Raw genomic sequence first — 24,137 nt, 5'->3', positions numbered from 1 at the left:
CGCACGCGGTGCGCGGCAGGTCAATGCTGCTTGTCGTCGCTGAACTGCTGCGCCAAGGATTGCAGAGGGGCCACCGTCAGGCCGCCGCGGCTCACATGCTCGGGGATGGCCACGCGCACCGGCTTGCTGTGCATGTTGCTTGACGACAGCACGTTCGTCGTGGTCTCTGGCGCCGCATTCCACACGGGATCGACGATGCCTTCGAACACCTGTTTCAATTGCTCGCCCCAGGTATCTCGGATCATGCGGAAATACTGGTTCTTTTCATCGATGGTGACGAAGCGCGTGACGGCCAGGCTGCCCGTCTCGTAGACGAGCAGATCGAGCGGCAAGCCGACGGAAATGTTCGAGCGCAAGGTGGAATCCATGGAGATCAGCGCACACTTGGCCGCTTCATCGAGGCGCGTGAACGGGTTGATGACCCGGTCGATGATGGGCTTGCCGTATTTGGCTTCGCCGATCTGGAAATACGTGTTTTCATCATGCGATTCGATGAAATTGCCGGCCGAATACACCTGGAACAATCGGCAGCGCTCGGCGCCTATCTGGCCGCCCACAATGATGCTGACGTTGAAATCGATGCCGCAGTCGGCCAGGGCCTTCGCTTCGCGCAGGTGCACGGTGCGCACGGCTTCGCCCACGATGCGCGCCGCGTCGTACATGCTGGCCACGTTCCAGATGCTGCGTCCGTCCGCATCGACGTGTTCGGAGACGATCTGGCGGATCGCCTGCGAGATCGACAGGTTGCCGGCCGTCATCAGGACCAGCATGCGGTCGCCCGGGTTCTCGAACACGCTCATCTTGCGGAAGGTGCCCACCTGGTCCACGCCGGCGTTGGTGCGGGAGTCGGACAGGAAGACCAGGCCTTCGTTCAGGCGCATACCTATGCAATAAGTCATCGTCGTAAATCAAATCCAAAGGGGGAGCATTCTACACCAGCCGGGGCTTGAGTATCCGCCGCAAGCCCCGGCCAGCCTCATTCCTGCCTATTTACACGGGCACGATCTGTACATCCACGTGCAGCGTTTCCGTGCCGCCGCCCTGGCGCACGCCGCGCACGGGCGCGGCCGAATCGTAGTCGCGCCCGATGGCCAGGCGGCAATACGCATCCGTCATCAGCCGCGCGTGGGTCACGTCGATGCTGACCCAGCCTGCGAAATCCGTGTCTTCCGTCCAGGCGTCGACCCAGGCGTGGCTGGCCGCGTGGCCCGTCGTGCCCGGGTCGATGTAGCCGGACACATAACGGGCCGGGATGCCCCAGGCGTGGCAGCAGGCGAGGAACAGATGGGCGTGATCCTGGCACACGCCGCGCCCCAGGGCCAGGGCGTCGCCGGCCGTGGTGGTGACCATGGTGGCGCCGCTTTCATAGGCCACCTTGCCGACGATGTGCTCGGCCAGGCGCAGCAGATGGCCCGTGCCGGCCGTTACGCGGCGGTCCGGCAGGCTGGCGGCCGCCAGTTCCACAATGGCGGGGTTCGCTTCCGTCAGCGGCGTCGGCATGGTAAACAGCAGCGGCGACAGGGTATCGACCAGGTTCAGCCGCCCCTTGTGCGGGTAGATGGTTTCCACCACGCCCTGGGCCACCAGGCTCAGCGATTGATGGCTGCCGTTGATCGTCAGCATGTGCGACAGATTGCCGTAGGCATCCGTATAGGCGTGGCACTGTCCCGGCGTCGTGATTTGCCAGGACAGGGCCCGCTGCTGCGGCTCGATACGCGGCGTCAGGTGCAGCTGCTGGATGGTGTAGGCCAGCGGCGCACTGTAGGCGTAGCGGGTTTCGTGGCGGATGGTGAGCTGCATCAGGCCGCCAGGGGAACGAGGAAGTCGCGGCTGACCCGGTTGCCCAGCTCATAGATGTTTTCCAGAAACTCAGTCAGGGTATGGTGCAAGCCCGCCTTCATGATGTCGTCGATATGGCCGAATTTCAGTTCCGCATGCAGCTTGCCGGCGAACCGCTCCGTATCGGCCGACACGTCGTTGCGGATATGTTTCAGGTTTTCCACCACGTCATCCATGCAGGCAAGTAATGACCTGGGCATGTCGCCGCGCAGCATCAGCAATTCCGCCACCCGTTCCGGGGTGATGACGTCGCGGTAGACCTTGCGGTAGATCTCGAAGCCGGAAACGGAGCGCAGCAGGGCCGCCCAGTAGTAAAAGTCGCGCTGGGTGATGTCTTTCGACGTATCGCGCGCGCCATGGAACTTCACGTCGAGGATGCGCGCCGTGTTGTCGGCCCGCTCCAGGAAGGTGCCGAGGCGAATGAAATAAATCGCTTCGTCCTTGAGCATGGTGCCCAGGGTCACGCCGCGCGACAGATGCGAGCGGTACTTGACCCATTCGAAGAAGGCGCTGGGGTCCGTTTCCAGCAGATTGCTTTTCAGGCGCTTCTGCATATCGAGCCAGGTGGCGTTCTGGATTTCCCACACTTCCGTCGTCAGGGTCCCCCGCACGGCGCGGGCGTTTTCGCGTGCGCCCGTCAGGCAGGCCAGGATGGACGAGGGGTTGTTCGGGTCGCGCACCATGAAGTCGAGCACGTCGCGCGTATGGAAGCGGCCGTATTTGTGGTCGTACGCGCTTTGCAGCTCAGAAATGCCCAAGGTGGCGCGCCAGCCTTGCTCCGCGTCCTGCTCGGACTGGGGCAGCATCGACGTTTGCATGTTGACGTCGAGCATCCGCGCCGTATTTTCCGCCCGCTCCGTGTAGCGGGCCATCCAGAACAAATGATCGGCAGTGCGGCTCAGCATGTTTTTTCTCCTGCAAAGGCGGATGTGGCTTCCAGTACCCAGGTATCCTTGGTGCCGCCTCCCTGCGATGAATTGACCACCAGCGAGCCTTCGCCCAGCGCCACGCGGGTCAGGCCGCCCGGTACCATGGAAATCGTCTTGCCGGACAGCACGAACGGGCGCAAATCGATGTGGCGCGGCGCGATGCCGGCCTCGACATACGTGGGGCAGGCGGACAGGGCCAAGGTCGGCTGGGCGATGTAGCCGTCCGGATTGGCCAGCAGGCGCTGGCGGAAATCCTCGATCTGCGCCAGGCTCGACGCCGGCCCCACCAGCATGCCGTAGCCGCCCGCGCCATGCACTTCCTTGACGACGAGTTTCGGCAAGTTGGCCAGCACGTAGGACAGGTCGGCCGCCTTGCGGCACTGGTACGTGGGCACGTTGTTGAGGATCGGTTCCTGCGACAGGTAGAATTTGATCATGTCGGGCACGAAGGGGTAGATCGACTTGTCGTCGGCCACGCCCGTGCCGATGGCGTTGGCCAAGGTGACCCGTCCCGCGCGGTACACGGACAGCAGGCCCGGCACGCCCAGCGAGGAATCGGAGCGGAAGGCCAGCGGATCGAGGAAATCGTCGTCGACCCTGCGGTAGATGACGTCGACGCGCTTGGGCCCGCGCGTGGTGCGCATGTAGACGGAATTGTCGTTGACAAACAAATCCTTGCCTTCGACCAGTTCCACGCCCATTTGCTGGGCCAGGAAAGCGTGCTCGAAGTAGGCGGAGTTGTACATGCCGGGCGTCATGACGACGACCGTCGGGTCATCGACGCCCATGGGTGCGACGGAGCGCAGGTTGTCGAGCAGCATATCCGGGTAATGGTCGACGGGGGCGATGCGGTTGCGGGCGAACAGTTCCGGGAACAGCCGCATCATCATCTTGCGGTCTTCCAGCATGTAGGATACGCCGGACGGCACCCGCAGATTGTCTTCCAGTACATAGAATTCGCCCTGGCCCGCGCGCACGATGTCGACGCCGGCGATGTGCGCATAGATGTCGGAAGCGACGGCAATGCCCTGCATTTCCGGGCGGTACTGGGCATTCTTGTAGATTTGCTCGGCCGGAATGATGCCCGCCTTGATGATGTTTTGTTCATGATAGATATCATGGATGAACATGTTCAAGGCTTGCACGCGCTGGATCAGGCCCGTCTGCATCTGCGCCCATTCGGCAGCGGGGATGATGCGGGGGATGGTGTCGAACGGAATCAGGCGTTCCGTGCCGGCATCGTCGCCGTAGACGGCGAACGTGATGCCGACGCGGCGGAACGTCAGGTCGGCTTCGGCCCGCTTGCGGGCGATGGTCTCGGGCGATTGCTGTTCCAGCCAGTTGTTGAATTCACGATAGTGTTCACGTACCTTGCTGTCCGTACCCACGTCATCTGCAGTCATTTCATTGAAAAAATTTGCCATGTTGTGATTTCCCTTGAGCCGTGTCTGACTATAGCTCAGCAGGAAGCGTGCCAATGGCGCACGCCCGAAAGTATGTAAAAAATGACCACTTTTGTGGCGTAAAACCGTCATCCGCACCGCTTTGGTGCGCTACGGCAGCGATTTTGCCGGCAGATGGGGCGCAGCTGCGATCAGGTGCCTGGCGTGACGAAGGGCCGGCAATCGATCGGCAGGTCGATGGTAAACGTGGTGCCCGTTTCCGGCGCACTGTCGACCAGCGCGCTGCCGCCGTGGCTTTCCGCCACGTTTTGCACGAAGGGCAGGCCGATACCCCAGCCGGGCGCGTTGCCTTCGTGCTCGCGGCGCAGGTATTCGAAGATGCGCTGCGTCTGGTCTTGCGCGATATTGCTGCCCGTGTTGTGCACGCTCAAGATCATGCGTTCGCGCAAACTGTCGATATGAATATGGATGGGACCGTCGTCGCCATACTTGACGGCATTGACGACGAGGTTTTCCAGGGCACGGCGCAGCGAATTTTCGCACCACCAGCCCGTCACGGAGGTGCCGCTGACCACGCATTTGCCCGGATGGCCGATATTGACGCTGTCGGCAACCTGCCGTGCCAGCGGCAGTACGTCGAGGCGCCGCAGGACGAGGGGCAGCTTTTGTCCCCGGTGGTAGCTGAGCGTATCGAGCAATTCCTGGATCATGTCGTCGAGGCGCTTGCCGTGCTCGATAATTTTCAGCGCCAGCGCCGCCACGTCCGGCTGTTGCGCGCGCCGCTGCAGCAGCTGTGCACTGTTGAGCATGACGGACAGGGGATTGCGCATGTCGTGCGACAGCCCGGCGGCGATGCGGCGCTGAAAACTTTCGTGCATGGCGGTAAATTCCAGGATGGCTTCGCGGATGCCCGTATCGATCGAGGCATTGATCACCTTCCAGTCCTTTCGCCGCAGCGGCACGCCCGCCTCCAGCGCGGCGGCGGCGAAGCAGTCGCGGAAAATCTGGTATTCCTGAATTACCTGTTCCGGGCCATAACTGGTCATGCGCGCCCGTTCGTTGCCATGCACGGCAGGCGCGTTGGTGTTGCTGGTGGCGTCGTCGCGCGGGTAGCCTGGCGTGAGCGCTTCGGCCAGGTTGTCGAAGAAGGCGGGCAAGGTGTTGATGAGGATGGGCGTGAGCAAGGCATCGGCGCCGCGTACCTTGGCGCGCACCTCGTGCTCCCACTGCGTCAGCACGGCATCGCGCATGCTGAAGATGCGCCGCGTGCGGGCGGGCATGTCCAGCGCAAGCATTTTCTGGTCAGAGGCATAGGTCATCGCGGCTCCCCATCGACATCCCGGCATCCGCGCGATGCAAGGCGGGAGCTAAAGTATCCTCCAAATCGGCGCGCAGGTGGCGTTCAATTTGACGCGTGGGCGCCCGTCATGACGGCGCTCAAATGGCTGAGGGCCGCATCCCATTGCTCCAGCGAAAAGTTTTGCGGGTCGTCATGACCGTTCGCAAAGCCCGTATCGAGCACGGCGTGGAAGGCGGGAATCAGCCACGTGCCCTTGCGCACGCTGGCGGCGATATACAGCAGGGCCAGGCGGTCGTATTGGGCCGGCGTAAAGCCGGGATCGGGCGCCAGGCCATCGTTGCCCTTGCCGCCGCCGGGCACGGAGTTGCGCGGCTGCACCAGTTCCACGTGCAGGAACAGACCCGTCAGCGACGGCTTGTCCTTTTCCAGCTTGCTGGCATAGCCGGCCGTGCCAAAGTCGCGCACGGCCAGGGAATCGCCGAGGCGGTTCACGTAGACATGGCCCTTCGGACCGCCGCCGAGCGCCGGATTGCGCAAGTTGAAATCGTTGAAATCCCAGCTGGCGTCGTTGATGTGATCGGGAATGGTTTCGTTGAGAAAATTCGGGTAGCTGGTGTCGTGGATGACGAAATAGCGGGCCATGGGCGCGGCCAGCCGGCCCACGGCGCGCGACAGCGGTGCATCGACGGCGCCGCCCGCGTCCGCCTCGGCGATGCCTTGTTCCGCCAGCCAGGCGCGCAGGGCGACGGGGGCGATGCCCGTGCGCTGGCCGACGTGGGCGGCAAGAAAGGCCGGCAGCGGCGCACTGTCGCCCAGACGCGCATACAGTTTCACGGGGCGCAGCAGACACATGGCTTGCGCCCGCGCATCGCCCTTGAAACCGCTTTTCCAGGCCGCGTAAGGGCAGGCGGCCTGCTTTTGGGCAGCGGCGGGCAGGGACAGGCAGAGCAATAACAGGAGGGCAGGGAGTTTCATGCGGGCATTGTCGCCCATATCCGGCCGTTGGCACAGGCGCGCACGCGAAGCGGCCCGGGGAAGGGGCAGCTTCGCGTCGGTCCGGTTAAAACGCCACGCTGCCCGATACGACGAAGGTGCGCGGCGCTGCCAGCACGAGGCTGCCCGCGTCGAACGAGGAGACGGCCGAGGCCCAGTAGCTGCGGTCGGCCACGTTGTCGATGCGCGCGCGCAAGGTCACGTCATGGCCCGCCACCTGCGTCAGGTAGCGCGCGCCGATGTCGACGCGGGTCCAGGACGGCAACTGTTTGCTGTTGGCCAGATCCGCATACTGCGTCGAGGTGTAGACGGTGCGGGCATTCAGGCTCAAGCCTGGCGCGTCGGGCACGTCCCATTCGCCGCCCACGCTGAGCTGTGTTTTTGGCGCGCCGATGGCGTTCTTGCCATTGTTGGCCGGCTTGTCCGTCTTGCGCTGTTCCGTATCGAGCCAGGTCAGGCCGCCCAGCAGGCGCACGCCCGCCATCGGCGTGCCGAAGACGGACAGTTCCAGGCCCTGGTTGCGCTGTTCGCCCGACAAGGTGGCTCGCGAGCCGACCACGGCCGGCAATGGCTTGGCGGTCGAGAACAGCGCGGCGCTCATGCCCAGCCTGCCGCCGTCATATTTGACGCCGATTTCCTTCTGCTTCGACTTGTAGGGCGAGAAGACTTCGCCCTTGTTGCTCAGTGGCACGTCGTTCTGGCCATCGAAATAGGTACCGCTGGCAACGGGGCCCTTGACCAGCGCCTCGATGTAGTTGGCGTAGACCGACACGTTCTTGCCGGCCTTGTAGACGATGCCGGCCACGGGCGTCGTGGCGCTCTTGTCATAGCTGGAATATTGCACAGCCGTGCCATAGGCATATGCCGCATCGCGGATCTGCTGGCGGCGCAGGCCCACGGTCAGCAGCAGCCGGTCGTCGAGGAAGGCCATGGTATCGGCCACGGCGTAGCTGTTGAGGATAGTCTTTTGCGTCAGGCGCGGGTCGCTCATCACGCCGCCCGAGTTCGCGGGCACGGTGGGCGGCATGGCCACGTCCAGCGGATGGTAGATATTCGTCGGCAAGCCCGCGTAATCGCTGATCGCATACGCATTTTTCGCCTCGTTCCAGTGCCCGGACCAGCTGGCCACCAGGGTGTGGCGGACGGCGCCGGTATGGAGCTTGCCGCGCACGCCCAGTTCGCCCGTGCGGATTTCCTGCTTGCGGGCATTGTCGAAGCGGTACACGCTGGCATCGCCATTGAGCGCGCTCAACGTCGGTTGGGCCAGGCTGTTCGCTTCCTTCGTCGAGCGGCTGCCGAACGCGGCCCAGGCTACGACATCCTTGGCGAGGTCGACTTCGGCGCGTGCCGTGCCGAACACGTCATGCTCCTTCGAATAGCTCCATGGCTGGGCAAAGTTCTTCGACGCATCGGGTGCGCCTGGCAAGGCCGTCAGGCTGCCCGTGTTGATGGAAGGGCGCGGCGCCGTCAAATCGAAATTCTGGTAGCCAGCGTCGGCCGACAGGCGGTAGCCGCGGCCCCGGTAGTCGAGGCCGACCGAGAACATGCCCACGTCGTGGTCTTCGCGCTGGATGCCGGTTTCGCCCTGGCGCTTGGCGGCATTCACGCGCACGCCGAATTCCTGCTGCTCGCCAAAGCGGCGCGCCACGTCGATGGCCGCGTAGGCGTGGCCGCCCGATTCCACGCCCACGGTCAATTCCGTCAGCGGCGTGTTGCCGGCGCGCTTGGGCATCAGGTTGATGGCGCCGCCGATGCCGCTGCCGCCCGGCGCCGCGCCGTTGAGGAAGGCGCTGGCGCCGCGGAACACTTCCACGCGCTCGAGTAATTCCGGCGAGACATATTGACGAGGCAGGACGCCGTACAGGCCGTTGTACGCCACGTCGTCCGAATCGAGGGCGAAGCCGCGGATCACATACACTTCCTGGAAGTTGCCGTAACCGCGAGACATGCGCACCGCGCCATCGCTTTGCAGCAAGTCGCCCACGCTGCGCGCTTGCTGGTCGGCAATGAATTGCTGTGTATAACTGGTGCTGCCGAATGGCGAGTCCATCATGTCCACGGCACCGAGGATGCCCATGCGCCCGCCGCGCGCCACCTGGCCACCCGCATACGCTTTCGACAGTCCTTGCGCCGACGCGTCGGCCGAGGCATTGACGACTACCGTGGGCATGGTTGGCGCGTCGCCGGCCGCTGCTGCGGTGCTGGTTTGCGCGTGGGCGGCGGCGCTGGCCAGCAGGAAGGCGGCCAGGGCGAACGGGGTAGGGACGAGGTGGAAGGTGCGCATGGAGTTATCTGGATATTAATGAGAATGATTATCATTATATTCCAGCGCGGTGCGGCGCGTGGGAAAGTGTGAGAAAGCGATGAAAAAGTCGTCATTTGTGCAACATCCGATACCCCAGGGTGCCGGAATCTGGCGAGAAAAGGCGCGCCAGGCGATACCTTGTGGATTTATTAATGCCTATGGTCAAGTTTCGCTAAAATAAGCCATCGCGCCCGGCGCCCACAGGAAACCGCATGCCATTGCACCGCCATCTACAGTCCGCTTCCATGCGCCTACGGGGCGGCTTGAGCTTCAAAGGCGCGGCCGTCGCGCTGATCCTGGCCATGCATGTGCTGGGCCTGTATTTCCTCCTGCTGCCGGCGCGGCAGCTCAAGCAATATACGGAAGTGGCCTTCATGACCTTGCTGCCGCCCCGGCCCGCGCCGCAGGCGCCGCCGATGGCCATGCCGCCACCCATGCCGATTCCCGTGCCGCGCGCGCGGGCTCAGGTTCCGTCCGTCGTGCCTGACATGCCGCCCGTGACAGCAGAAGCCATCACCATGCCCACCGAGGAATTGTCCGTCGCGCCCCCGAACGCACCAGCTGGCCCCGATTTGCGCACGCGCGCCAGGCTGGCTGCGGGCGCCGCCGACAAGGCTTTGCGCGGCGAACTCAAGCAACAACAGCCTTGGCTGGCCGCGGCCGACCTCACAGGCGACAGCGCGTTCCAGAAACAGGTCGCCTCCGCCTGGCGCGGCGGCCCCGTCATCCGCGTAGAGGAATACCTGACGGCCGATGGGCGTCCCGCCACGCGCGTCGTCAACCCCGGCGGCGCCACGTGCTTTGGCATGGATGCGAACCCGGGCGCGGGCGCCGACCCGTTCAAGACGGGCGGCAAGATCAAACGCGTGCCTTGCCCTGGTTGAGCCGGATTGAATGCTATGTAGGTCAGATTAGCGTAGCGTAATCTGACAGGCTGCGTGGCGGCGCTTGTCGGCTTACGCCCGTTGGGCTAAGCCGACCTACGATGGAATCGGGTGGCTCCACGCAGGCAAAGACCGCGCGGCATGCAGTTGTAGGTCAGATTAGCGCAGCGTAATCTGACAAGCTGCGTGGCGGCGCTTGTCGGCTTGCGCCCTGCGGGCTAAGCCGACCTACGGCGGAATCGGACAGCCCGACGCAGGCAAAGACCGCTCGGCATGCAGTTGTAGGTCAGATTAGCGTAGCGTAATCTGACAGGCTGCGTGGCGGCGCTTGTCGGCTTGCGCCCGTTGGGCTAAGCCGACCTACGATGGAATCGGGTGGCTCCACGCAGGAAAAGACCGCGCGGCGCGCAGTTGTAGGTCAGATTAGCGCAGCGTAATCTGACAGGCTGCGTGGCAGCGCTTGTCGGCTTACGCCCGTTGGGCTAAGCCGACCTGCGGCCGAATCGGGCAGTCCGACGCAGGCAAAGACCGCGCGGCGCGCAGGGTTTTAGGGGCGTATTAGGGTATGCCATCCCCGGCTGGGTCTCAAATATGCTAAGTTGCGTCTGCAAATCTTGTCGACACGACCCAGGACGCCCATGCCACCCGAACTCCTCATCCTCGCCCCCAGTCCCTCGGCTGCCGTCAACGCGCAGCTGGAACAGCAATATACCTGCCACCATGCCTGGCAAGTGCCGGCGGATGAACGCCGCGCCTGGCTGGCTGAACGCGCACCCGGTATCCGCGCCGTCGTCACGACGGGCGCGCTGGGCTTGAACGCCGCCGACATGGGCCTGCTGCCCGCATTGGAAATCGTTGCCGTCAATGGCGTGGGCCTCGATGGCGTGGCGCTCGACGTGGCGCGCGAGCGCGGCATTGCCGTTACGACCACGCCGAACGTGCTGACGGACGACGTGGCCGACATGGCGCTGGCCTTGCTGCTGGCCAGCGCGCGGCATGTCGTGGCACTCGACCGTTTCGTGCGCGATGGGGGCTGGGAACGCCGCGAGGCCATCGCCCCCGCATCTACCTTGCGCGGCAAGACGGCCGGCATCTTCGGTTTTGGCCAGATCGGGCAAGCCATCGCACTGCGCCTGGCCGCCTTCGGCATTCATGTGCGCTACTTCCAGCCGCGCGCCATTGCCGGCACCAGAGTGCCGCGCGCGGAGTCCTTGCTGGCCCTGGCGCAGGAAAGCGATTATTTGATCGTCTGCGCGCCGGGCACGCCGGCCACGCGCAAGATCGTCGACCGCACCGTGCTCGACGCGCTGGGGCCGCAAGGCACCCTGATCAATATCGCCCGTGGCGCCCTGATCGACGAAGACGCCCTGATCGCCGCCTTGCAGGATGGCCACCTGGGCGCGGCCGGCCTCGACGTGTTTGCGGACGAACCGCGCGTGCCAAACGCCTTGCGCGCCTTGCCCAACGTCGTGCTCACGCCGCACGTGGGCAGCCTGACCGTGGAAACACGCCATGCGATGGGACAACTGGTCGTCGATAACCTGGCCGCCCACTTCGCCGGCTTGCCCTTAATGACACCAGCAAGCGCATAAGCCCGGAATGCACCGTTTTAATCAAGCATGAATGAAAGAGTCGCTATGGAATTAAGTAAATCGCTGTTGCGCACGCGCGGCGGGCTGGACAGCGGCAAGGTGGGCATGATCGAGCTGTTCTTCGATCTCGTGTTCGTGTTTGCGGTCACGCAACTGTCGCACGGCTTGCTGGCGCACCTGAGCGCCATGGGCTGGCTGCAGACGGGCTTGCTGCTGATGGCCGTCTGGTGGGTGTGGATCTTCACCTCGTGGATCACCAACTGGCTCGACCCCGAGCGCATTCCCGTGCGCATCAGCCTGTTTGCGCTGATGCTGGGCGGGTTGATCATGTCGGCCTCGATACCGGAAGCGTTCGGCACGCGGGGCCTGGGCTTTGCTGGCGCCTATGTCGCCATGCAGGTGGGCCGGCCCCTGTTCGCCTGGTGGGCCGTGCGCCATGAAGCGCTGGCGCGCCGCCGCAATTTCCAGCGCATCGCCTTGTGGGCCGTGCTGTCCGGCATCTTCTGGATCGCCGGCGGCATCGCGTCGCCCGAGCAGCGCATCTTCTGGTGGGCAGCGGCCCTGCTGATCGACCTGGCCGGACCATGGATGCTGTTCGGCATGCCGGGCCTGGGCCGCTCGACGACGGCCGACTGGGACGTCGATGGCAGCCACATGGCCGAACGCTGCGGCCTGTTCGTCATCATCGCCCTGGGCGAATCCTTGCTGGTGACGGGCGCCACGTTCGCGGGCCTGGAATGGACGGCCGGCAACTGGCTGAGCTTCTTGTCTGCTCTGGTCGGCAGCATCGCCATGTGGTGGATTTATTTCGACACGGGCGCCGAAGCGGGCCACCACCGCATCGCCCACTCGAAGGACCCGGGCCGCATCGCCCGCAAGGCTTACACGTATATCCACGTGCTGATCGTGGGCGGCGTGATCGTCAGTGCCGTGGCCGATGAACTGGCCCTCGTGCATCCGGATGAAGCAAGCTTCGCCGGCATCAGCGCCTTGCTGGGCGGCCCGATCCTGTATCTGCTGGGCAATGCGCTGTTCAAATGGGTCAGCAGCGACCGCACCGCGCCGCCGCTGTCGCATCTGCTGGGCATTTTGATCATCCTGGCGCTGATCCCGATGGCCTACGGCCGCCTGTATTCGCCCTTGATCCTGGCCTGCATCACGAGCTGCGTGCTGGTACTGGTGGCCGTGTGGGAACATATGGCGCTGCGCCGCCCGCCGCCGGAGATCGATCCCTGATGCCGGCCTGACCTTATCCGGCCGGCGCGATGTCGTCCGGATCGCTGCGCGCATCGAGTTGCAGCTGTAAAAACGCCAGGTCCAGCCAGGCGCCGAACTTGGTGCCCACCTGGCGCATCAAACCGACTTCCTCGAAGCCCAGCTGCTTGTGCAGGGCGATCGAGCCGGCATTGCCCGCCTCGATGCCCGCCACCATCACGTGCTTGCCCAGGCCGCGCGCCCGCATAATCAGTTCCCCCATCAAGGCCTTGCCGACCCCGGCGCCGCGGCGGTCGGCGCGCACATACACGGAATGCTCGACCGTATGGCGGAAACCCTCGAACGGGCGCCAGTCGCCGAACGAGGCGTAGCCAGCTACCTTTTCCTCTGCATCGATGGCGACGAGCACGGGATAGCCGGCCCGCTCGCGGTCGGCCAGCCAGGCGGCGCGGTTGGCCGCATCGACCGTTCGTTCATTCCAGATGGCCAGCGTATTGCTGACGGCATCGTTGTAGATGGCCGTGATGGCCTCGATATCGCCCGCGTGGGCATCGCGTATGTGCATGTTGATCTCCTTGCTGGTCGTCTACTATAATGGACAAATCATAGAGCGCAGCTCATTGATTGTCCAATAAAATCCGAATGGATGCCGATACATGTCCACTAAACCAGACGAATTGAACCAGCGCATCGGGGCCCGGGTGCGCCTCGAGCGGGAAAGCCTGGGCTGGTCGCTGACGGACCTGGCGGCCCGTTCGGGCGTGTCGCGCGCGATGGTGCACAAGGTGGAGCGCGGCGATTGCAGCCCCACGGCCACCTTGCTGGCGCGCCTGTCGGGCGCCTTCGGCCTGAGCATGTCCGAACTGATCGCCCGCGCCGAGATGCGCGAGGGCCGCTTGCTGCGCAAGCTTGAGCAGCCCGTGTGGGTCGACCCGCAGAGCGGCTATGTGCGGCGCCACGTGTCGCCTGCGTCCGACATGCCGCTCGACCTCGTGCACATTACCTTGCCGCCGGGCGCCGTGGTGGCCATGCCGGCCGCCGCCTACGTGGCGCGGCGCCAGCTGATCTGGGCGCTCAGCGGCAGCCTCGTCTTCATCGAAGGCGAGGCCCGCCACGTGCTGGACGAGGGCGATTGCCTGGAACTGGGTCCGCCGGCCGACTGCGTATTCCGCAATGAAACGGCCACCGCTTGCACCTACGCCGTGGCCGTCCTGAAGAACCGAGGCTAAGCCAGCGCCGCCGAGCGCAGCTGGGCGATGAAGGCGCGCGCGGCGGGCGCCTGTTCGTGGCGGCGGAAAGCCACGGCGATTTCCGAGCTGATCTGCGGCGCTGCCAGTTCGCGGAACACCACGCCGGGCAATTGCACGCTGGCCATCACGGAGTGGGGCACGATGGCGCAGCCCACGCCCAGCGACACTTCCGTCAGCACGGCCACCAGGCTGCCGGGGCGCGACACCACCTGCGCCGCAAAGCCGCCGCGCCGGCTCACCTCCAATGTCCCCAATTCCTGTTCCGGCACGATGAAGGCCTGCTGCGCCAGCGCGGCCGGTGCCGCCACCTCCAGCCGGGCGAGCGGGCTGTCCGCCTGCACGGCCAGCACGAAGCGGTCGCGCAGCAAGATTACGCTGTCGATTCCTTCCGGCAAGTGCAGGGGCGGGCGCACGAAGGCCAGGTCGACTCTGCCCTGGTCCAGCAAGCCGGGCAGGGCGTCCATCGCGTATTCGCGCGCGCCGATGTGGATGCCGGGGTGGCTGGCGCGAAAGCGGGCAAATTGGCCCTGCAGCACGCCTGAGTACGCGGCCGAGGCCACGTAGCCGATTTCCAGCCGTCCCAGCTCGCCCCGTCCCGCCCGGCGCGCCACGTCCTGCGCCTGCGCCAGCTGCTCCAGCGCGCGCGCCGCTTCCAGCACGAACAGTTCTCCGGCCGCCGTCAGGGACACGGCGCGCTTGCTGCGCTGGAACAGGCGCGTGCCCAGCAACTGCTCCGTTTCCTGCACCTGCTTGGTCAGCGCGGGCGGCGAAATACCGAGCTCCGCCGCCGCCCGCGCGAAGTGCAGGCTGTGCGCCACGGCCAGCACGCAGCGGAAATGCCGCAATTCCATGTCTTTTTCTGTATTCACCATGGGTAAATTATAAGGCGCTTGTCTTATAACAGGAAATAACATCAGCCTGCTTAAAATACAGGCATGAAGAATACCAACTGGACCCTCTATACCTGCTCGGGCGTGTGCGCGCTGATCATGCTCGACACCAACGTCGTCGCCGTCTCGCTGCCGTCGATCGCCCGCTCGCTCAACGCCAGCTTCGTCGACGTGGAATGGGTGGTCAGCGCCTACATGCTGGCGTTCGCCTCGTTTTTGTTGCCCGCCGGCAGCATTGCCGACCGCCTGGGGCGGCGCAAGGTCATGCTGTTCGGCCTGGCCGTGTTCGCGCTGGCCTCCTTGTTGTGCGGCCTGGCATGGACGCCGTTCGTGCTCAACGTGGCGCGCGCCGTCAAGGGACTCGGTGCCGCGCTGCTGCTGACGTCCGCGCTGGCCGTCATCGGCCACACGTTTCATGCGGAAAAGGAGAGGGCGCGCGCCTGGTCCGTGTGGGGCGCGGCCATGGGCGTGGCCATGACGGTGGCGCCGCTCTTGGGCGGCCTCGTCACGAGCGCCATCAACTGGCGCTGGATTTTCTACCTGAACCTGCCCGTCGTCGCCATCCTGATGTGGCTGGTAGGCAGGCACGTGGACGAATCGAAGGACGCTTCCAACGCCAGTTTTGATCCATGGGGCGCGCTGCTGTTTTCCGCCGGCCTGTTCTGCATCATCTGGGGCTTGATCGACGCCAGCGTGGCGCTCTGGTCCAGCCATGCCACCATGCTGCGCTTTGCGGCGGGCGCGGCGCTGCTGGTAGTGTTCGTGCTGGTGGAACGGCGCCAGCGCGCGCCCATGGTCGATTTATCGCTGTTTGGCCGGCGCGTGTTCGTCGGCGCCGTGCTGGGCATGTTCGGCTATGCCATCGCCGCGCAAGTGATGATGACCTTTTTGCCGCTGTACCTGCAGAACGGCTTCGGCTTTTCCGCCGTGCTGGCCGGCTGCGCCATGCTGCCGTTCGCCGTCGCCATGGTGGTGTTGTCAAGGCTGGCGCCGCGCGCCATGCGGGTGCTGGACGACCGCGGCATATTGGTGACGGGCTTGCTGATCGTCGCCGTGGGCAACGTCGCCACGGCGCTGGCCGCCGCCAGCCTGCAGTACGGCTGGGTGGCAGCCGGCATGGTCGTCACGGGCGCGGGCGCGGGCTTGCTCAACGGCACGACCCAGAAGGCCATCCTCGCCTGCATTCCGCGCGAGCGCACGGGCATGGGCTCGGGCATCAGCACCACCACGCGCTTCGTCGGCATCGTGCTGGCCGTGGGCGCGCTGGGCGCCGTGCTGGCCATGCGCACGGCCGCCTCGTTCGAGAAACTGGCGTGGCTGCACGGCTTGAAAGCCTCGCCCGAGATGATAGGGCGCATCGTCGCCGGCAACGCGGCCGACGCCTTCGGCCAGCTGCCGCCCGCGCTGCAAGCCGTGGCGCAGGAAGCGGCGCGCCACGCTTTCATCGACGGCTTTGCCAGCGTGCTGTATCTGGCCGGCGGGCTGGCGGCCGTGGTGGCGGCGCTGGTGTTCGTGCTGGCGCGGCCGCTGGAAAAAGTGTAACTGTTCAGCAAGATGCGCGTGCGCCGCCCGCACTTGTAATATGATGCCATCGAGAAATACATGGCAATCATATAACTATCGCAGGGAGTAGCATGCGCAGAAAACGCATTATCGTGACCAGCGTGCTGGTCGCCGTCATCGGCGTGGCCGCCCCCCTGAGCCTGGCCTTCTATTTGTCGTCCGTGCGCGCCGAGCAGGGCGAGCAGGAACGCCTGCGCCTGCTGGCCGGCTACGCGCTCGAGCGCGCCCACCGTTCCATCGCGTCGGCCGGGCTCGCCCTGCGCAGCGCCGATGCGCTGGACCTGGCGCCGTGCTCGGAGGCGCATATCCTGCAGTTGCGCCGCATCACCATCACCACGCGCAGCATCGACGATATCGGCTACGTGGAAAATGGCTTGCTCAAATGCACGTCCACGGGCATCGAAGAAGCGCGCATCGCCGTCACGCCTGCCGGTTTCACCCTGGCCAACGGCATGGGCATCGATTTCAACCTGCGGCCCGTCGTCAGCGGCGGCAAGCGCATGGTGGGGCTGTCCCACCGCGCCTACAAGGTGCTGATCGATCCCGTACGCTTTTCCGACGTCATCGTCGACAGCGATATCCAGATGGCCGTGGCCATCGGCAAGCAGGGCGTGCTCGACACCCTCCATCATCCCGACCCGGCCGTGGTGCAGGCCCTGCTCGCCGGCCAGCCAGCGGCGGACGGCCACATCCATGCGACGCTGTACCGCGACGGCTTGACGGCCGTCATGATCGAGCCGCGCAGCAAGCTCAACGACAGGCTGCGGCGCGAACAGCTGCTGCTCTTGCCGCTGGGCCTGCTGATGGCCGCCTTCATCGTCGGCATCGTCATCTGGCTGTCGCGCCGCCGGCTGTCCTTGCGCGGCGAACTGGAAACGGCGGTCGAGCGGCGCGAATTCTTTGTCCATTATCAGCCGATCATCGCGCTCGACACGGGCGTGTGCGTGGGCGCCGAGGCGCTGATACGCTGGCGCCGTCCCGACGGCAGCATGATACGGCCCGACCTGTTCATCCCTGTGGCCGAGGAAAGCGACCTCATCCTGCCCATCACGGACCAGGTGATCGCCTGCGTCATCGCCGACATGCGCGCCGCGCTGCTGGCCGACCGCGAACTGCACATCGCCATCAACCTGTGCGCCAGCGATATCGAAACGGGCCGGGTGCTCGACGTGCTCGAACGCGCGCTGGCCGGCACGGGCATCGAGGCGCAGCAGGTCTGGCTGGAGGCGACGGAACGGGGCTTCATCAACGTGGAAGCGGCCCGCGCCACCATCGAAAAAGCCAGGGCACGGGGCCACGCCGTGGCCATCGATGACTTCGGCACCGGTTATTCCAGCCTGTCGAGCCTGCAAAACCTGCCGCTCGACGCCTTGAAAATCGATAAATCCTTCGTCGACACCATCGGCACGGACGCGGCCACCAGCAGTGTCACGCCGCACATCATCGACATGGCCCGCACCCTGAACATGCTGATCGTGGCCGAAGGCATCGAAACGCGGCAGCAAGCCGATTATTTGCTGGAACGCAAGGTCGAATTCGGCCAGGGCTGGCTGTTTGCAAAAGCGCTGCCGGCCTTGGACTTCCTCGCCTTTTACGCAAGCCGCCGCCTGCCATCGCCCACATGAAACAGCCACGCTTTCCCTATCCCTTGCAGCCGCTGCGCGTCCCGGGCGGCTGGCACATCACCGTCAACACCCTGTTCGAGGTCGAGCCGGGGCCCGACACCATGCAATGGTTCAGCAGCGCATTGCTGCTGTGGGGCAGCTGCCGCGACAGCGGTTACTGTTTCAATTCGCACTTCGAGCCGGAAGACGATCCTGCCGGCGAATTCGTGCTGGAGATGGGCAAGGTGGCATACGACCGCCACGGCAAGATCGTCCAGGGCAGCGACGCCTTCCTCGGTGAATTTCGCACGCGCAGCAAGGCGCAATTCGTCGCCCGGGTCGAGCAATTCATGCAGGACCCGGCAGCCTAGGTCTACTGCTTGCGCGGCAACACCACGTCCTGCCCGCCTTGCGTGAGCACGGCACCGGCGATCTTGCCCGCGGCATCGCGCGTAAAGGCCAGGTCCGCCTCGATGGCGCGGAAGAAAAATTGATCTTTCGCGCTGGCAAACAAGGGGGCTGAGCCGACGCCCGTGCCTGCCGCTTCCAGTCCCTGCTTGCCCAGGGTTACCGTCAACGTGAAATCCTTGTCCAATGGATACTCGCCCACGTACTCGGCCAGCGCGGCGCGCGGCAATTCGATGGCGGCCGGCGGCTTTTTCAGCGGCGGCAAGGGCGTGCCGGGCAGCAGGGCGGACAAGCCCAGCGCGTCGATATCGCGCGCCGCGTTCGTCAACACCACCACGCCCCGCTTGCCGTCCGTCGTGAACGCCGCATAGCTGGTGTAGCCGCCCGTCTGGCCGCTGTGCCAGGCGTAGCTTTGACCCTGCCGCTGCTCCAGCAGCCACGCCAGGCCGATTTTCGTCTCGCTGTCCGGTGCCAGCTGCCGCTGCGGCTTGAGCGCCAGCGCATACGGGCGCAGCGGCTTGAACATGTACGCTTGCAGGTAGGCAACCATGTCGCGCGCGCTCGAATATACGCCGCCGGCCGGCGCCACCACGTTCAAATCCCAGGCGGGTGTCGGCTCGCCCGACAGCAAATGGCCGGGCGCCAGGCGCGCCAGCATGCCGTGCGTGGGCGTGTTCGACGTCGAGCGCATGCCCAGCGGCACGGCGATGCGCTTTTGCAGCAGCGCTTCATAGCTGGTACCGGCCTGTGCGGCCAGGGCCGTGCCCAGCACGGCATAGCCGATGTTCGAGTAGTCAAATTTGGTGCCCGGCGCGCGGGGCAGATGGTAGGCGGCGAGAAATTGCCGCTGCTTCGCTTCCGTGTAGTCCGCATACGGATTGGCGGGGTCCTTGGGCGCGAAATTGTCGGGCAGGCGCGGCAGCGAGGAATAATGCGTGGCCAGGTCCAGCAGGCTGATCTGCTTGCCGTCGAAGGCCGGCATGGTGTACTCAGGCAATACTGCCGCCACCGGTTCGTCGAGTTTGACCTTGCCTTCGACGACGGCGTCGGCCAGCAGCAAGGCCGTCATGGTCTTGGTGACGGAACCGATCTGGTAGACGGTGTCGGCGCCCGGCTTGGTATTCTTGCCTGCATGCACGCTGCCAAAGCCGTAGACGGCGCTGGTCTTGCCGTCGATCACGGCGATGACGATGCTGGGGAGCATGCCCGTGCGCGTGAGTTCCTCGGCGCGCTGGCGCACGGCGTCGTCCAGGACGGGCGCGGCCAGGGCGGCGCTGCCGAGCAGGCAAAGGGGGAGAAGGGCGAAAGTGGGTGTCATGGGTAACCTTGTCCAGGGTGGGCCGAATGCACGCCGGCACCTGGATAAGATGGCTGGCATGCCCTGGGAAGCATACGGCGCCAACATGAAGGGCGCCTGAGTTTTATGCCACTTTTGCCGCTTTGCTAAGGTTTGCGCTTGCCCGGCATGGCCTGGCCGTTCTGGTGCAGGACGACGCCCGTGATGGCACCCTGGGCGTCGCGCTGGAACACCAGTTGCGCTTCGACCACCTTGTAAAAGAAGGTGTCCTTCGCGCTCGCGTACACGGGCGCTTCGGGCTGGCCCGTGGCGCCCACCAGCAAGCCGTCGGGACCCTGGCGCACGCTGAGGACAAACGTGGGCGCCAGCGCATACTGGCCCGCATATTGCCCCAGTTCGGACGGGGCGATGGCGATTTCCTTCGGCGCCGGGGCATTCGGCGGCGGCAGGCTGCCGGGCACCAGCACGCCCACGCCCAGGGCGTCGACGTCGCGCGCCGTGCTGCTCAGTACCACCACGCCCCGCTTGCCGTCCAGGGTGTAACCGGCAAAGCTGGCATAGCCGCCCGTCTGCCCGTTATGCCAGGCAAAGGGCTGGCCCTTGGCCTGGTCGAGCATCCACGCCAGGCCGATCTTTTTCACGCCGTCGCCATCGCCTTCGCCGACGAGTACCCGGCGCGGCTGCACGGCCAGTTGCTGCGCGCGACTGGCCGCCCGCATGTACGATTGCATGTAGGCAATCATGTCGCGCGCGCTGGAGCGCACGGCGCCAGCCCCCGCGATGGCCTGGAAATCCCAGTTCGCGGCCGGCTTGCCATCGGCCAGGTGGCCGGGCGCCAGGCGCGCGCGCAGGGCGGGCGTCGTCACTGCCGAGCTGCTGGCCATGCCCAGCGGACGGAAAATGCGTGCTTGCAGCAGTTCTTCGTAAGACATATTGGCCTGCGTGGCCAGGGCCGTGCCCAGCAAGCCATACGCGAGATTCGAGTATTCATACGCGGCGCCCGGCGCGCGCGCCAGCGCATGGCCGGCCAAAAAGGTGCGCAGCTGCGCCTCGCCATAGCCGGCGTAGGGATTGGCCATGTCCGCCGGCACCAGGTTGGCGGGCAGGCGGGGCAAGCCGGAAAAGTGCGTGGCCAGCTGGCCCACGGTAATTTTCTGGCCCGCCAGCGCGGGGATGGCATAGGCGGGCAGCAGTTCGGCCACCGGCTGCTCCAGTTGCGCCTTGCCTGCCACGACGGCGTCGGCCAGCAGCAAGCCCGTCATGGTTTTCGTCACGGAGCCGATTTCATACACGGTGTCGGCATCGGGCACGCCCTGGTCGCCGGGCCGCACGCGGCCGAAGCCGTACACGGCGCTGTCCTTGCCGTCGATCACGGCGATGACCAGGCTCGCATGCTTGCCGTCACGCACCAATGTTTCCGCCCGTTCCCGCATGGCCGCGTCGAGGGTGGGCGCGGCCACGGCACCGCCGGACAGGGACAGGAGGGGCAGCAGCAGGGTGCGTAAGCGTGGAGGCATCGTCGATTCCGTCAGGAAAGTGATTGGTGGGAATACAGCATAATAGCATCACTGGCAAGATAGCCGTTTTGGCAAGATGGTGCGGCGATCATGGCCGCCAGCTGCGCGCGCATGTCGGCGGCCATGCCAAGCAGCAATTCGCCGCGCCGGCGTGCATCGGCCCGTTTCTTTGATGGCACCCCGGCCAGATCCGGCATGCGGTAAGCCGCGCAGGGCAAGTGATAATTGCCGTCGCGCATGCGCAAGGCATGCAATTCCTGCCACGCCTGGTCGTAATCGGCGGCGATATGGCGCCGCCGGCGCGCATTCAGGGCGATGCGGTTGTCATTGCTGATCAAGAACAGGTTGGTGCAGGCAAAGAAATCGCCAAAATCGCGCAAGGCCGTCACCATCAGGTTTTTCGGACGGCAGCCGTGCAGCGCCCGCGTGGCGTCCTTGACGGCCAGCTTGCCCGCCTCCGAGCGCAAGCCTTGCAGCGCGCCCAGCTGCAGCGAGACGCCATCGGCGCGCGGCACGAACAAAAAGCTGGCCAGGTACAGGGGCAGGCCGTCGCGCGTCAGGCGCAGGCACAGTTCACCCTCGCGGTAGCTGTCGTGGATGGCCGTCAGCTGCAAACGGTATTGCGCCCCGTCCTTGCCGTCGAACGCGGCCAGCACCACGGGTTCGCGCGCGGCCCGTTCGACCAGCGCACGCGCACCCGCCTGCCACAGGAAGCGGTAATGTCCTTCCAGCAATGCCAGGCGATCCGCGCAACCGAGCCGGCGGGAGGCGTATGGGCGGTAAATCTTGAAGCGCAGGCAGGGATGCAGCTGCGCCAGCGAGTTCAAGCCCGGCATGCTGCCGAGGAAGGCGTGCCAGCGCGTGCGCTGGCGGGGAAAGAAGAGGGCGCCCAGCGCCGCTTTCAGACGGTGGCCGCTGGCGGAATATAGTGGCACTGCGGGTGGCGTGGCGGGCGGCACGGCGGCGCCGTGGTGCAAGGTCAAAGCGATGTCATTCATGGTTCTGCCGGAAAATGGCAGGCGCTGCACAATGAGAGCCTTGCCAATTTGAATGCTACGCGGGCCAGGTGAATTTCATATTAAGAAGCTATCCCCACGGATATTTAGAGGATGGAAACTAAACATTTGCCTTTTGGCAACGTCGCCGGTTATGCTCGCGTCACTGTGACCCGATGAAATGATTGCACCCCATGAAACTCCGCCATTTGCTTGCCATCCCCATGCTGCTCGCCGCGCAGGCCGCCCATGCCCAGGACCGCACGGCCGATCCTCTGGCGCCGCTGGCGCAATGCATCAACCGCAGCCAGTTCCAGTTCAAAACGCAGGACCGCTTGCCGGCCAGCGCGACCACGCGCGTCGTCAAGATGGCGGCGGGGGAGCGCCGGGTCTCGACGGCCGATGGCTACCGGCTGATGCTGTTCCGCAAGAGCAGCTTGCCCCTCGCGAATCTGAAGATCGAACGCAGCGCCGCAGGCCAGTTTGCCGCCGACCGCGAGACCATCGTGGCGCAAATGCAGGAGATGTCGGCCAGCAGCAAGCCGTCGCATCAGGTGCCGCTGGAAACGGACGCGCGCCAGGGCGTGGAAGTGCTAGGATTGAATAACGCCAGCATCGCGAAGACACCGGGCATTATCAGTTTCTATACGCTGCTGCATGCCGCCAGCGGCACGGTCGCCAGCGCCTACGTGCTGAACCAGCCGGCCGACCCGCGCGACTTTGCCACGGACGCCCAATACCAGGCCTTGCGCGACCAATTCATTGCTTCGCTTGCCAACTGCATGGCCGATCCTGCGCAGTAAGACAAGCGCACAGGAAGGAGACGTGAACCATGAAAAAAGCCGCAACAAGTACGCCGCCCGCCGGGGAAGCGGCAGGCACCGAACCGGCAGCCAGCCAGATCGACGCGAAAATCGCCTCGCTGGCGGACTGGCGCGGCAAGACCCTGGCCGCCGTGCGCGCGCTGATCCACCAGGCGGACCCGGAGGTGGTCGAGGAAGTCAAATGGCGCGGCGTGCCCGTCTGGTCGCATGCGGGCATGATTTGCACAGGCGAAACGTATAAACTGGCCGTGAAACTCACCTTCGCCAAGGGCGCCGCCTTGCCCGATCCGGCCGGCCTGTTCAATTCCAGCCTGGACGGCAACACGCGCCGGGCCATCGACATCCACGAAGGCGAGCATCTCGATGCCGCGGCGTTCAAGGCGTTGATACGCGCCGCCGTGGCCGCAAATACGGCGCCAAAACCAAAGCGAACGAACACTTGAGACATTATCTGTATATCTGGCACGACCCGGCCGCGCGCATGCTGGTCGCCTCCGGCATCGAATTCAACGATGTCATCCCCGCGCTCCTGGACGCGGACGGCATCGTGCTGCGCAAGGGCAGCGCCGGGACGCCCAGGAAACCTGCTGGCTACCAGACCCTGGCGCGGCAGCAATTGCCAGCGCTGGCGCATGAAGATATCCATGCCTGGGGCAGCCACGCCTGGGCCGATTGGCAGGGCGCGCCGCCGGCCCCCGGCGATGCGGACGTGGCCGCGATGCTTGACCATCGTGGCGCGCTCACGCCGCCTGCCGCCTTGCGCAGCCGCTTTCTCGCCTTTGCGCACGACGACGGCTGGTACCTGAAACTGTTGTATGCGGCATGGGACGACGCGGCGGCCTTGCTTGCCGGCGCCATCGCGCCAACCTTGGGCGCGCTCGACATGGACGCGCTGCAACAGGGAAGCGAAGGCTACTGGCTGCAGGATGGCGCGGTCCAGGCCGAGCTGAAAACCCACGATATCGACAGCGTGCTGAACCGCCGTTTGTAGCCCATGAAAACGCCACAAGAAAAGAAACACCTCAGTTACGCCAAAGACCGCCGCAATACTTATGGCGAAAACAGTAAATCCTCGCGCAAGGCGATTCACGCCGCCAAGGCACGGGCGAATCGCATGGAGAGACATACGCAAGAGCAACTATTGGCGTCCACCCTGAAAGCGGACGACGCCGAGCAGTTGGCAGCGGTCGAGAATCGCGTGCGTGCCACGCCGCCCAGGCGATGGCGCAAGTTTCCCGATACGGCGCTCGGCCTGGTGCTGGCGCGCCGCCGGCCTGCTTGATACTCTCGGCACGGCTTGGTCTCGGCGGCATCCAGGAAAAGATGTAA

Annotated in this window: 23 protein-coding genes; 11 read left to right on the top strand and 12 right to left on the bottom strand. The window is 65.1% G+C overall.

All coding sequences use genetic code 11. The features are described from left to right. Positions 1 to 20 precede the first annotated feature (20 nt). The 7 genes from OX462_RS14410 to OX462_RS14380 all read right to left on the bottom strand — a co-directional run bounded on the left by OX462_RS14410 (position 21) and on the right by OX462_RS14380 (position 8,748). A complete protein-coding gene (locus OX462_RS14410) occupies positions 21 to 899 on the bottom strand; it encodes a proteasome-type protease (protein WP_121669383.1) in 879 nt (292 codons plus the stop codon). 91 nt (positions 900 to 990) lie between these two features. After that, positions 991 to 1,800 (bottom strand): transglutaminase family protein, encoded by an 810-nt coding sequence (locus OX462_RS14405; RefSeq protein WP_409026359.1) that lies wholly within the window; start codon positions 1,798 to 1,800, stop codon positions 991 to 993. Beyond that, the gene (locus OX462_RS14400) at positions 1,800 to 2,744 is read right to left on the bottom strand and encodes an alpha-E domain-containing protein (protein WP_409026358.1); all 945 of its coding nucleotides are present in this window, start codon (positions 2,742 to 2,744) and stop codon (positions 1,800 to 1,802) included. The genes OX462_RS14405 and OX462_RS14400 overlap by 1 nt, the downstream gene beginning before the upstream one ends. Beyond that, complete coding sequence (locus OX462_RS14395; RefSeq protein WP_409026357.1) at positions 2,738 to 4,192, bottom strand: circularly permuted type 2 ATP-grasp protein; 1,455 nt, start codon at positions 4,190 to 4,192, stop codon at positions 2,738 to 2,740. The genes OX462_RS14400 and OX462_RS14395 overlap by 7 nt, the downstream gene beginning before the upstream one ends. Positions 4,193 to 4,362: 170 nt before the next feature. Further along, the gene (locus OX462_RS14390; RefSeq protein ID WP_070218736.1) at positions 4,363 to 5,490 is read right to left on the bottom strand and encodes a sensor histidine kinase; all 1,128 of its coding nucleotides are present in this window, start codon (positions 5,488 to 5,490) and stop codon (positions 4,363 to 4,365) included. A gap of 83 nt (positions 5,491 to 5,573) precedes the next feature. Then, a complete protein-coding gene (locus OX462_RS14385) occupies positions 5,574 to 6,446 on the bottom strand; it encodes a hypothetical protein (RefSeq protein WP_139143635.1) in 873 nt (290 codons plus the stop codon). Positions 6,447 to 6,531: 85 nt separating this feature from the next. Further along, on the bottom strand, positions 6,532 to 8,748 hold the full coding sequence (locus tag OX462_RS14380) for a TonB-dependent receptor (protein ID WP_070218738.1): 2,217 nt from the start codon (positions 8,746 to 8,748) through the stop codon (positions 6,532 to 6,534). 233 nt (positions 8,749 to 8,981) lie between these two features. Here OX462_RS14380 and OX462_RS14375 point away from each other — a divergent pair, with 233 nt between their 5' ends. The 3 genes from OX462_RS14375 to OX462_RS14365 all read left to right on the top strand — a co-directional run bounded on the left by OX462_RS14375 (position 8,982) and on the right by OX462_RS14365 (position 12,481). After that, positions 8,982 to 9,653: a hypothetical protein gene (locus tag OX462_RS14375; protein WP_070308429.1), complete on the top strand. Its 672-nt coding sequence runs from the start codon at positions 8,982 to 8,984 to the stop codon at positions 9,651 to 9,653. A gap of 638 nt (positions 9,654 to 10,291) precedes the next feature. Further along, complete coding sequence (locus OX462_RS14370) at positions 10,292 to 11,245, top strand: 2-hydroxyacid dehydrogenase (protein ID WP_121669389.1); 954 nt, start codon at positions 10,292 to 10,294, stop codon at positions 11,243 to 11,245. A 45-nt stretch (positions 11,246 to 11,290) separates the two neighbouring features. Then, positions 11,291 to 12,481, top strand: a complete 1,191-nt coding sequence (locus tag OX462_RS14365; protein WP_070288342.1) for a low temperature requirement protein A — start codon at positions 11,291 to 11,293, stop codon at positions 12,479 to 12,481. 13 nt (positions 12,482 to 12,494) lie between these two features. On the opposite strand, the gene OX462_RS14360 is transcribed toward OX462_RS14365, so the two are convergent. Next, on the bottom strand, positions 12,495 to 13,025 hold the full coding sequence (locus tag OX462_RS14360) for a GNAT family N-acetyltransferase (protein ID WP_409026356.1): 531 nt from the start codon (positions 13,023 to 13,025) through the stop codon (positions 12,495 to 12,497). Positions 13,026 to 13,116: 91 nt separating this feature from the next. Between OX462_RS14360 and OX462_RS14355 the strand changes: the two genes are divergently transcribed. Further along, entirely contained in the window at positions 13,117 to 13,689 is a 573-nt protein-coding gene (locus tag OX462_RS14355) for a helix-turn-helix domain-containing protein (RefSeq protein WP_409026355.1), read from the top strand. On the opposite strand, the gene OX462_RS14350 is transcribed toward OX462_RS14355, so the two are convergent. Continuing rightward, positions 13,686 to 14,561, bottom strand: a complete 876-nt coding sequence (locus OX462_RS14350) for a LysR family transcriptional regulator (protein WP_409026354.1) — start codon at positions 14,559 to 14,561, stop codon at positions 13,686 to 13,688. The two genes, OX462_RS14355 and OX462_RS14350, sit on opposite strands and share 4 nt — an antisense overlap. 84 nt (positions 14,562 to 14,645) lie before the next feature. Here OX462_RS14350 and OX462_RS14345 point away from each other — a divergent pair, with 84 nt between their 5' ends. From OX462_RS14345 to OX462_RS14335, 3 genes are all read left to right on the top strand, one after another. Next, positions 14,646 to 16,142, top strand: a complete 1,497-nt coding sequence (locus OX462_RS14345; protein ID WP_409026353.1) for an MFS transporter — start codon at positions 14,646 to 14,648, stop codon at positions 16,140 to 16,142. A 92-nt stretch (positions 16,143 to 16,234) separates the two neighbouring features. Next, positions 16,235 to 17,788, top strand: coding sequence for an EAL domain-containing protein (locus OX462_RS14340; RefSeq protein WP_409026352.1), 1,554 nt, complete (start codon positions 16,235 to 16,237; stop codon positions 17,786 to 17,788). Next, a complete protein-coding gene (locus tag OX462_RS14335; protein ID WP_139142912.1) occupies positions 17,785 to 18,138 on the top strand; it encodes a hypothetical protein in 354 nt (117 codons plus the stop codon). Before OX462_RS14340 ends, OX462_RS14335 begins: the two co-directional genes overlap by 4 nt. Positions 18,139 to 18,140: 2 nt before the next feature. Here OX462_RS14335 and OX462_RS14330 read toward each other — a convergent pair whose 3' ends face one another. The 3 genes from OX462_RS14330 to OX462_RS14320 form a co-directional block, all read right to left on the bottom strand. Beyond that, on the bottom strand, positions 18,141 to 19,493 hold the full coding sequence (locus OX462_RS14330) for a serine hydrolase domain-containing protein (protein ID WP_409026351.1): 1,353 nt from the start codon (positions 19,491 to 19,493) through the stop codon (positions 18,141 to 18,143). A gap of 125 nt (positions 19,494 to 19,618) precedes the next feature. Continuing rightward, positions 19,619 to 20,989 (bottom strand): serine hydrolase, encoded by a 1,371-nt coding sequence (locus OX462_RS14325; protein WP_409026350.1) that lies wholly within the window; start codon positions 20,987 to 20,989, stop codon positions 19,619 to 19,621. A gap of 11 nt (positions 20,990 to 21,000) precedes the next feature. After that, the gene (locus tag OX462_RS14320; RefSeq protein ID WP_409026349.1) at positions 21,001 to 21,987 is read right to left on the bottom strand and encodes a VirK/YbjX family protein; all 987 of its coding nucleotides are present in this window, start codon (positions 21,985 to 21,987) and stop codon (positions 21,001 to 21,003) included. Between the two features lie 191 nt (positions 21,988 to 22,178). Between OX462_RS14320 and OX462_RS14315 the strand changes: the two genes are divergently transcribed. Genes OX462_RS14315 through OX462_RS14300 form a run of 4 tightly spaced genes read left to right on the top strand, consistent with a single transcriptional unit; the run spans position 22,179 to position 24,090 of the window. Then, the gene (locus OX462_RS14315) at positions 22,179 to 22,787 is read left to right on the top strand and encodes a hypothetical protein (RefSeq protein ID WP_409026348.1); all 609 of its coding nucleotides are present in this window, start codon (positions 22,179 to 22,181) and stop codon (positions 22,785 to 22,787) included. Positions 22,788 to 22,816: 29 nt separating this feature from the next. Continuing rightward, positions 22,817 to 23,251 carry a DUF1801 domain-containing protein gene (locus OX462_RS14310; protein WP_070288362.1) on the top strand — a complete coding sequence of 145 codons (435 nt, stop codon included), beginning with the start codon at positions 22,817 to 22,819 and terminating at the stop codon, positions 23,249 to 23,251. Beyond that, entirely contained in the window at positions 23,248 to 23,799 is a 552-nt protein-coding gene (locus tag OX462_RS14305) for a hypothetical protein (RefSeq protein ID WP_230503144.1), read from the top strand. The genes OX462_RS14310 and OX462_RS14305 overlap by 4 nt, the downstream gene beginning before the upstream one ends. Before the next feature lie 3 nt (positions 23,800 to 23,802). After that, the gene (locus OX462_RS14300) at positions 23,803 to 24,090 is read left to right on the top strand and encodes a hypothetical protein (RefSeq protein ID WP_121669397.1); all 288 of its coding nucleotides are present in this window, start codon (positions 23,803 to 23,805) and stop codon (positions 24,088 to 24,090) included. Positions 24,091 to 24,137 lie beyond the last annotated feature (47 nt).

It is taken from the genome of Janthinobacterium aestuarii (assembly GCF_046113285.1).
GTDB lineage: Bacteria > Pseudomonadota > Gammaproteobacteria > Burkholderiales > Burkholderiaceae_D > Janthinobacterium.
This window is presented reverse-complemented; position numbering and strand designations above follow the sequence as displayed.